Genomic DNA, 8,512 nt, shown 5'->3' on the forward strand with positions numbered 1-8,512 from the left:
TCGAGCGCGATGGCGATGGCGGCAGCCGACGTGGCCGCGCGCCGCGTCACGATGCGCGATTCGCCGGCTCGACGTCCGCGCCCAGGTTCAGGCGGTAGCCTGTCGCGTACGCCGCATGCACGGTCCAGCCGAGGCCCGCCGCTTTCAGCCGGCTGCGCAGCCGGCTCACGTACATGTCGACCGTGCGGGTCTGCGTGGACGCTTCCGCGCCCCACACGAGCCGCAACAGATCCTGCCGCTGCACGACGGTGCCGGGATGCTCGGCCAGATGCCAGAGAATGTCGAACTCCTTCGCGCTGAATGCGTGCGACGCGCTGCCGTCGGACACGGTCAGCGTCGCGCGCGACAACACGCAGCCGCCGAGCTGCATGCGCCCGCTGTCGACCGACAGCGCCGCGAAGCGCCGCAACAACGCGCGCACGCGTGCGAGCAGCGTCTGCTTCTCGAGCGGCTTGATCAGGAAATCGTCCGCGCCGGCGTCGAGAATCTTCACGATGTCTTCTTCGTCCGAATGCACGGTCTGGAAGATCACCGGGACGATCGAGCGCGCGCGGCTCCGCACCCACCCGAGCAGCCGCTCGCCGGTCATCCCGGGCAGGTCCCAGTCGAGCACCAGCAGATCGGCCCAGCTGTCGCCGAGGAAGCGACGCGCGTCGAGCCCGTCGCCGAACGCCTCGACGCGGTAGCCCTCGGCCTTGAGCCAGGTGACGAGCAGCGTGCGCTGCACCGGATCGTCCTCGACGACGACGATCTGCTTGGGCTGCTGCACGGTGCGCTGCATGTTCGGTTCGGACATCGCGGAAATAGGGTTGGTCAAGCGAAAAGGAAAGGATGCCGGCGCTCAGCCGTCGGGCGTGACGCTCGCGCGCCAGCGCGCGATGCCGTCCGGCACGGCCGAAGCTGCCGCGCCTGCCGGCGTGGGCATCGGCAGGCGCATCACGAACGCCGTGCCGACGCCGCGATTCGATTCGGCGTACAGCGTGCCCGCATGCGCGGCGGCGACCTGCGCGGCGAGCTGCAGCCCGAGGCCGAAGCCCATCGAGCCACGCTTCGCGAGCGGCGCGAAATCGGTGATGCGCCCATCCGTGGCGAGGCCCGGCAGGCCGCCGGCCCAATCGCGGATCGTCACTTCCGCGTGCGCGTCACGCACGTGCAGCCGGATCTCGACGCGCGCGCCCTGCCGCGACGCCTGCACCGCATTGTCGATCAGGTTCTGCAGCGCACGGGCGACGAATACGCGCGCGCCGCGCAACCACAGCGGTACGGCGTCGTCGAGCCAGAGCTGCAACGCGACGCCGCGATAGACGGCGCCCACTTCGAGCTTCGGCACGAGCTCGCGCAGCATCGTGCGCAGGTCGAAGCGTATGAAATGGCGCTGACGGAGATCGTCCGCCGCCGACGCGACGAGGTAGTCCTGGCCGAGCAGCAACGCGTGCCGCGCGAGTTGCGCGATCCGTTCGAGGCCGCCGCACGCGGCGAACGCTTCGGGATCGGCGTCGTGCAACTGGGTCAGCGCGAGTATCGAATTCTGCGGCGAACGCAGGTCGTGCGCCAGAAAGCGCAGCGACGCGACGCGCTCGTCGAGCGCGCGGCGCAGCGGCGTGATGTCGGCGACCGTGACCGTCGCCGCGATCGCCGGATCGTGCTCGACCGGCTGCAGCGTCAGCCACAGGATCGCGTCGTCGGTTTCGAATTCGAATCCTTGTTCTAGCGTGTCGAACAGTGCGGCGGGATCCGCGCCCGCCGCGTCGCCGAGCAGCGTGTGCAGCGGCAGCCCGGCGGCGAGCGTGCGGCCCAACAGCGCATGCGCGCGCTCGGTGGCCGCGACGATCGCGCCGTCGCGGTCGAGCGCGAGCGTGCCCCACGCCTGCCGGCCCTGCATCACCTCGAGGATTCGGGCGTCGGCCCGTTGCGACACGATCACGTTCGACTCCGGCGGACGTCGCGGTCCGCGAATGATTGGACGGGCCGCGACGCGGCGGCGCGAGCGCGCAGTGTGCACCGATTCGAAAGCGCGTGTCCAGTGCCGCCGCGCCGCGCCGCACGCGCGGTCAGAAGTCGTTCTTCTGGTCGACGTCGCCCGCGCTCACCGTCACTTCGTCCGGCGTGAACTCCATGTTGCCGCCGGCGCCGCGCTTGCCGACGTTCGCGTTCATGAACGGATTGCCGCCCGTCTCGAGGCGCTCCAGCTCCTTCGTCGCACCGGAGTTCAGCTTCACGTTGCCGTCCTTGTCGACGACGCCGACCGAATTGCCGCTGCCGTTGTACAGGTTGCCCTGCGAGTCCATCTTCAGGTGCAGCGCTTCGCCGCCCGCCTTCGTGTTCAGCTTGACGTCGCGCATGTCTTCGCCGGGCTTGTCGCCCGTCGACGGCTTCACGTGGTTCGTCGGGGTGTTGTTGCCGGTCGGCGTGTTGCCGCTCGAATCGCCGCCGATGTCCGTGTCGTCGCCGTCTCCCGAATCGTCCTGCATCAGCAGCGCTTCGATTTCGTGGAGCAGCTTGTCGATCTTCTGATCGCGGCTGCTCGACGACGTCGACGAGGAGTTGAACTGCGACGGGTGGATGGTCGTCGATGTAATGCCGTTAACGCTCATGATCGTCTCGCTATGAATGTGAATCGACTGAAGGAAAGGGAACAGAACGCGCACGGCACTCATGCGCCCGCGGTTCGACGACAAGCTTAGGCAGCGCGACCGCGCGCGCCGCGAACCGCACGAAGCGACGTCGCGGCGCCCGAAACGATCGGGCGCGCATCGTGCGCCGCCGCCGCAACGCGCGCATCGCTTCGCCGCACACGATGTCGCTTCGCACCCGCCGGCCGCGCTCCGCGCGTACGGCGGCGATCATCGCCGACGGATCATCTCTTCTCGACGCATCGCACCGACATGGCGATCAAATCGTGCAACAAAGCCGCATTGCGCGCGCTGCTCTCGGCCTTTTCGGTCGGGCTGCGCGCGAGCGCACACGCGGACCTCGACGAACTGCTGATCGCGCTGCGCGTCCTGCAGCCGCGCAACGCCGCGGTCGACCTGTGCGACGTGCGGCTGCGGATCAGCCGGCGCGACTGGATCGGCGCGCTGCACATTCTGCGCACGCTCGAAGACCAGGCGCGCGGCACGCCGCTGTGCACGGCGCTGCAGAGCTGGTGCCTGTACGCGCTGCAAGACGACGATTGGCGGCGCTATGCGCAGACCGTGGTGCTGTCGGGCGATCGGGCGTCGACAGTGCTCGTCGGCCGGTTCCTCAAAGTGGATGAGCTCTCGGAGGGCGCCGGCGCGCACGACGGCGACGTCGCCGCGCGCATCTCGCAACTGCTGCGGCTCGACCGGTATCAATGGGCGCGGCATGTGCATGCGAGCGGGATGGGGTGAAGATCGGGCGGGTTGGTAGTTTGTGGTTTGCGGCGCTCGTGGCAAGCCGCACATCGGTCGTCACCGTGTCGCGCGAACCCGCATGCCGAGAGCCCGGATACGCGCGACGTTCGCCCCGGCGAACCCGCATCTCCGCCACGACTCCCGTCATGGGTCGGACGCGCCGGCGAAAGTCAGCGAGACCGCGCGAAATCCGCGATGCGCGCCGCGACGCATCGGACGCAGGCAATCGATGGCCGGCGCGAGCGCAGGCGCGGATCGTCGCCGCCAACCCGCCGCGCTGGCGCTCCCGTGCAAGCTCCTCGCCGATTCATGCAGCCTGGCGCGGCGACGCCTCCGCATCGCGGGTCGCGACGGCCTCGCCCAGCGGCCCCGGCGCCCTGGTGATCGCGAACAGATAGCTGTCGCCCGCGCTCATCCCGCGATTCGGACGCGCCTCGTAGTTGCGCACGACGCCCTCGCTGACGAACCCCAGCTTCGGCATGAACGGCGCGGCGCGGCCCGTCACCGAGCAGAACGCCTCGATCCGGTATACGCCCGGCTGCGCGATCAGCCAGTCGAGAAACCTGCGCAGCATCTCCGACCATGCGCGGGTCCGCACACGCCCCGGCGCGAAGCTCGTCACGAGCCCGATCTCGACGCGCGGCAGGCGCCCGTGCATTTCGAGGGTGCCGATCAGACGGCCGTCGCGCTTCTCGAACAGTCCCCAGCTGAAAAACGCGCCGCTGCGCCAGCCTTCGGCGAGACGACCGATGCACGCGCGCGTTTCGTCGACGCTGCGATGAATCGGCCACGGCAGGTCGAGCGTCGTCGCCGGATCGCCGAACAGCGCGTCGAAGGCCTCACACGCATCGTCGGCGGTGAGCGGGCGCAGATGAAGGCGCTCGGTTTCGATCAGTTCGGGGGGGCGGATGGCGTTCATCGGCGGCTCCGGTGCAGGGAATGGACACGCCGATTGTCGGACGCCGACGCGCGAGCGTGCCCCATGCGCGCGAAGCCGCGGCGGCGTATGCGAATCGCGATCGCGCGAGCCGCGCCGCTTCGGCGACGTTCGCGCGCGGGTGTATCGCTTCGCACCGCGGCGGGCTGCGGCGCGCATGTCGACGTACAGTGGCGCCGTGTCGCCCGGTGCGCCCATTGCGCGGCAGTCGGGCGCCAGGGTCTACCTTCTTCAGGAGCCGGATTGTGCAGCCAGTATCGATCAAATCCCCCATTCAGACCGGGGGCTCGACGCCGCCTTCGCAGAACCCGCCGGCGATCGGCGCGCCCCTGTCCGGTGCCGCGGCCCCGCAACCGAAGCCGTCAGGCGTGCTGGGAGGCTTGCGACCGCAAGGCGCGTCGACGTCTCGACCCGAGGCCCGTCCGCTGAACGCGTCGGCACTGAAACGCACCGCCGTCAAGCCGGAAGCGACTGGAAACAACGCGTCGCTACTCGAAACCACGCCCGCCGAATTGCAGACGGTGGCGCATCATCCGGTCCTGCAACCGGCCGTGCTTCATTCCGCACACCCGCACGAAGGCAACCTCATCGACCTGAACGACCCGCCCTCCACGACGAAGCCCACCGGTACGCCATCGTCGCTGCTCAACGCAACGCCCGACGAATTGCAGACTGTCGCGCATCATGCGGTCCTGCAACCGGTCGTGCTTCATTCCGCACACCCGCACGAAGGCAACCTCATCGATTTGAGCGATCCGCCACCGACACCGCAAGCCGCGCACGGGCAACCGTCGCCGCTCGGGGCCGGGCACGCTCAATCGCTGGCTGCAGGCACCCCGCCGTCGAAACCCGCATCCGCCGCCGGGCATGAAGCACACGGCGCCCACGATGCACAGACGCTTGCCGCGGCCGGGATGCCGAGTATCCAGCAGATCCATCACGAGACCGCGCAGACGATCAGGATGCAGCGTGCAGTCGGGTTCGCGAACCAGCTGCTCGCCGTGGCGGAGATGATCAACAGCTTCCAGATGAAACTGATCGACATGATCAAGAAGGCGGTGTCGCGATGATCATGCGTCGACGCGACATCGAAGTCACGCGGTGAGGCATTGGCGCGGCGGCCCAGCGCGCCGGCTTCGCCCGGCCGGAACGATCGCCCGGCGTGCAACAGCCGACCGGCGGCGACGCGCTGTGCGTCGCCCCGCGTCCTCACCGGTCGAAGGTCTGCGAAGGCGCCTCGTCGAACATCCGCCGATAGCCGTTGACCAGCGTCGACCGATGCTGGATCCCCCAGCGGTTCGCGATCTCGAGCACGCTCGCCGCGCGCGGCCCTTCCGACAGCAGCTCGCCGCGAATCCGCTCCATCCGCTGCCGTCGGATCAGCTGGCTCGGCGACAACCCGAGAAACGTCTTGAACGCCGCCTGCAATGCGCGCTCGGTCACGTCGATGTGCGCGGCGATCTCCCGCACCGACAGGTCGCGCTGGTCGAGCCGCTCCATCAAATAGCGATACGCGCGCCGGTACTTGCCGGGCAGCCGCGCGCTGACGTCGTCGCTCGGCGCCGCCGCGTGCGTGCCGCACCGCGCAATCGCGAGGGAGGGCGCGAGCGCCGCGCCGTCCGAGCGTACGTGCCGCACCGAGGCGAGCGCATAGCGCGCATACAGCGACGACGATTCGCGAATCCGCCCCTGCTGCTCACACACCTTCGCCGCGCAGTACAGATAGTCGAGGGTCCAGCGCACGTGCGAGCCGCAGCGCCCGACCGCATCGCGATACGGCGCGATCATCGCGTTGGCGACATTCGGCGCGTGCCCCGCGAGCGCCGCCAGCGCGACTTCAAGGCACACGCTGCGCTGGTAGTCGACGAGGCCCGTCTTCGCGCACCAGCTCACATGCGCATCGATCTGCGCGAGTGCCGCGTGGTCGCCGGCGGCGAGCGCGCATGCCTGGCGCAGGTAGTCGACGCGCTTCCGCAGCAGCGGCAGCGCATCGGCATCGGCCGCCGGCGCGCCCGTTTCCGCGAACGCCGACAACGGCAGATCGGCCAGCGCGGAACGCCAGTAGACGTGATCGCCGAGCGCGTCGGCGCGACCGATCCGGTATTGCAGCAGCAAGTCCGCGCGCAGCGCGCCGGCGAGCTGCCGCCAGCGCGGATCGGCATCGCGAGCGGCTGCGTCGAGCCCGTCGAGCGCCCCCATCGCGTCCTCGGCGCGGCCGAGATGAGGCATGACGACGCACGCGCCGACGAGGCTCTCGAGCTTCTGCCCGGCGCTCGCCGCGCGATCGTCGGCGATCCGTCGTAAGCCCGCCTGCGCGACGCCGCAGCGGTTCTGGAAGAACGCCTGCCAGCTCGCGTTGCGGCAGGTCATCACGCGCGTCTGGTCGCGCGAATCGCGCAGCAGCTTCAACGCGCGGCGGAACATGTCCTCGGCCTCCTCGAAGCGGCCGAGCACGAGCTGGATGTCCGCGTACGCGCTGACGTCGCGCACGTCGTTGGCCGGGTCGCCCGGGTCGGCTTCGCAGCGCGAGGCGACGAGCGCGGCCGCTTCGGCGAAGCGGCCGTCGAACACGCGCGCTGCGTAGGCGTCGGTCGACGCCGGATTGGCAAGCGCGGCGGCGGCAGCGAAATAGAGTGTCGAAAACATGGTGGATCCTTTCGGCAAGCGGGTTCGAATACGAAGTTCGGGCTCGATCCGCGCGCCGCGCCGCCGCTCGTCGCGGGGTGCAGTGCATGGATGCGTGCCGCTATCGTCTCGTTCGCGCCGGATCCGCGCAGCAATTTGTGACGTTCCGTTACGATTGGCCCGCCGGTTGCGCGGGCCGCGCTACACCCGCAGCCAGAAATATTCGCCGGACGCGATACCGCTGAACATCTCGTCGCCCGATTCGATGATGTTCTGCCGCCAGTAGCGGCCGTGCTCCGCATAGTGCGCGAACAGATCGGCGAGCGTCTCGCCCGTTACGTCCGGCGTGAGCGGCAATCGCATCAGCAGCACGATGCTGCCGGTGTCCGCGTCGATCCCGAGTTGCGCCTGGTCCTGCGCGTAGATCAGCAGGTTCGCCTCGAGCAGAAGCCGGTACACCGCGAGCGTGCGGCCCGCGCTGACGATGCCGTAATGGAAATTCACGTACATCGACTCCGGATCCTCGTCGAAGTACTCGATGCGCACGTCGAAGCCCTCGACGTCGATCGTCCGCGTCTCGAGCACGTAATCGACGTCCGTCAGGCCGACAACCGCGCATACCTCCGCGACGACCTGTGCGTAACGTTCCCAACTCATGACAGTTTCACCCCGGTATCCGGCGTCCCCAAAAAAATACAGCCGGCGCTCGCGCGCCGGCCGCCCAACACGATGCCGAACGGCAGCCGGCTTACTGCGCCGGCTTCGACGCGTCGCCGACCATCTTCGTGGCCTGCTTCTTCACGTCGTTCTCCGCCTTCGTCATCTCTTGCATCTGCTGCAGTTTCGTTGCCGCCTTCGAAAACGCGATGCCTGCCATCGTGTCCTTCGTCATTTCGCCCAGTGCACCACCGACCAATGCCGACATGATTACTCTCCAGAAAGTGCGTGATTCGATCACGCGTTGACAACGTTCCAGCGCCGCCGCTTCATGTCGCGGCCCGCCGCTTTTTTGCCGCGCAGCGGGCGGCATCGTCGGGAACGGCTCGCGCCGCTCCGTCCGCCGCCGCCCGCTGCGCGGCGAAACCAGGGCCGCTATGCGGCCGTCGCATTCGCCTCGTGCAACGTCGCGACAATCCGCTGCGCCGCCAGCAAGCCGCGATAGATCTTTTGCATCGCGTCGCGGTCGTAGTCGCTCGCCGCCTGCGCGGTGGCCGCGCTCACCCGCTCGGCCGTCTCGCCCAGCGCCTCGCGGAGCACGCCGATCCGTACCGCCGCGTCAGGCGCCCCGAGCGCCTGCTCGAGCGGTCCGCATTCATCCGCCGCCCGTTCCAATGCTTCGTACATGCCGTTTCTCCCATCAGTTGAGGTTCGTCGCGCCGTTCGCCGACGCGCCCGCAAACACGTGCTTCACGCCGTCCGGCGTCTCGATGTAGCGCACGTCGCCGATCTCGAGCATCCCCGAGTACGCGACGGGCACCGGTGCGTCGCCGGACTGGCGTGCATCGACGTCGATCGCGCGCACGTTCGGCCCGACGTCGGCGCGCACGCGCTCGACCGCCGCGCGCAGCTGCGCGTG

10 protein-coding genes and 1 pseudogene are annotated in these 8,512 nt (G+C 69.0%); 2 read left to right on the forward strand and 9 right to left on the reverse strand.

The window, feature by feature from the left end; all coding sequences use genetic code 11:
• Nucleotides 1-46: 46 nt before the first annotated feature.
• The 3 genes from G3N93_RS28030 to G3N93_RS28040 all read right to left on the reverse strand — a co-directional run bounded on the left by G3N93_RS28030 (nucleotide 47) and on the right by G3N93_RS28040 (nucleotide 2,657).
• A complete protein-coding gene (locus G3N93_RS28030; protein ID WP_174948099.1) occupies nucleotides 47-796 on the reverse strand; it encodes a response regulator transcription factor in 750 nt (249 codons plus the stop codon).
• Between the two features lie 45 nt (nucleotides 797-841).
• On the reverse strand, nucleotides 842-1,918 hold the full coding sequence (locus tag G3N93_RS28035; protein WP_206134418.1) for a HAMP domain-containing sensor histidine kinase: 1,077 nt from the start codon (nucleotides 1,916-1,918) through the stop codon (nucleotides 842-844).
• 133 nt (nucleotides 1,919-2,051) lie between these two features.
• A complete protein-coding gene (locus G3N93_RS28040; RefSeq protein WP_174989871.1) occupies nucleotides 2,052-2,657 on the reverse strand; it encodes a hypothetical protein in 606 nt (201 codons plus the stop codon).
• A gap of 228 nt (nucleotides 2,658-2,885) precedes the next feature.
• Here G3N93_RS28040 and G3N93_RS28045 point away from each other — a divergent pair, with 228 nt between their 5' ends.
• On the forward strand, nucleotides 2,886-3,371 hold the full coding sequence (locus G3N93_RS28045) for an HrpB1 family type III secretion system apparatus protein (RefSeq protein ID WP_206134416.1): 486 nt from the start codon (nucleotides 2,886-2,888) through the stop codon (nucleotides 3,369-3,371).
• A 310-nt stretch (nucleotides 3,372-3,681) separates the two neighbouring features.
• On the opposite strand, the gene G3N93_RS28050 is transcribed toward G3N93_RS28045, so the two are convergent.
• Nucleotides 3,682-4,293 (reverse strand): GNAT family N-acetyltransferase, encoded by a 612-nt coding sequence (locus G3N93_RS28050; RefSeq protein ID WP_174943589.1) that lies wholly within the window; start codon nucleotides 4,291-4,293, stop codon nucleotides 3,682-3,684.
• Between the two features lie 20 nt (nucleotides 4,294-4,313).
• Here G3N93_RS28050 and G3N93_RS41750 point away from each other — a divergent pair, with 20 nt between their 5' ends.
• Nucleotides 4,314-5,381, forward strand: coding sequence for a hypothetical protein (locus G3N93_RS41750; protein ID WP_241026733.1), 1,068 nt, complete (start codon nucleotides 4,314-4,316; stop codon nucleotides 5,379-5,381).
• A gap of 139 nt (nucleotides 5,382-5,520) precedes the next feature.
• On the opposite strand, the gene G3N93_RS28060 is transcribed toward G3N93_RS41750, so the two are convergent.
• The 5 genes and pseudogenes from G3N93_RS28060 to G3N93_RS28080 form a co-directional block, all read right to left on the reverse strand.
• Nucleotides 5,521-6,957, reverse strand: a complete 1,437-nt coding sequence (locus G3N93_RS28060; RefSeq protein ID WP_206134417.1) for a helix-turn-helix transcriptional regulator — start codon at nucleotides 6,955-6,957, stop codon at nucleotides 5,521-5,523.
• Between the two features lie 180 nt (nucleotides 6,958-7,137).
• Complete coding sequence (locus G3N93_RS28065) at nucleotides 7,138-7,593, reverse strand: CesT family type III secretion system chaperone (protein WP_174943594.1); 456 nt, start codon at nucleotides 7,591-7,593, stop codon at nucleotides 7,138-7,140.
• Nucleotides 7,594-7,684: 91 nt separating this feature from the next.
• A complete protein-coding gene (locus G3N93_RS28070) occupies nucleotides 7,685-7,861 on the reverse strand; it encodes a hypothetical protein (protein WP_174384133.1) in 177 nt (58 codons plus the stop codon).
• A gap of 167 nt (nucleotides 7,862-8,028) precedes the next feature.
• Complete coding sequence (locus G3N93_RS28075) at nucleotides 8,029-8,280, reverse strand: type III secretion protein (protein ID WP_174974694.1); 252 nt, start codon at nucleotides 8,278-8,280, stop codon at nucleotides 8,029-8,031.
• Nucleotides 8,281-8,293: 13 nt separating this feature from the next.
• Nucleotides 8,294-8,512 (reverse strand): annotated as a pseudogene (locus tag G3N93_RS28080) (serine protease); the annotation flags it as partial.

Source organism: Burkholderia sp. Se-20378 (genome assembly GCF_017104665.1).
Lineage (GTDB): Bacteria > Pseudomonadota > Gammaproteobacteria > Burkholderiales > Burkholderiaceae > Burkholderia > Burkholderia lata.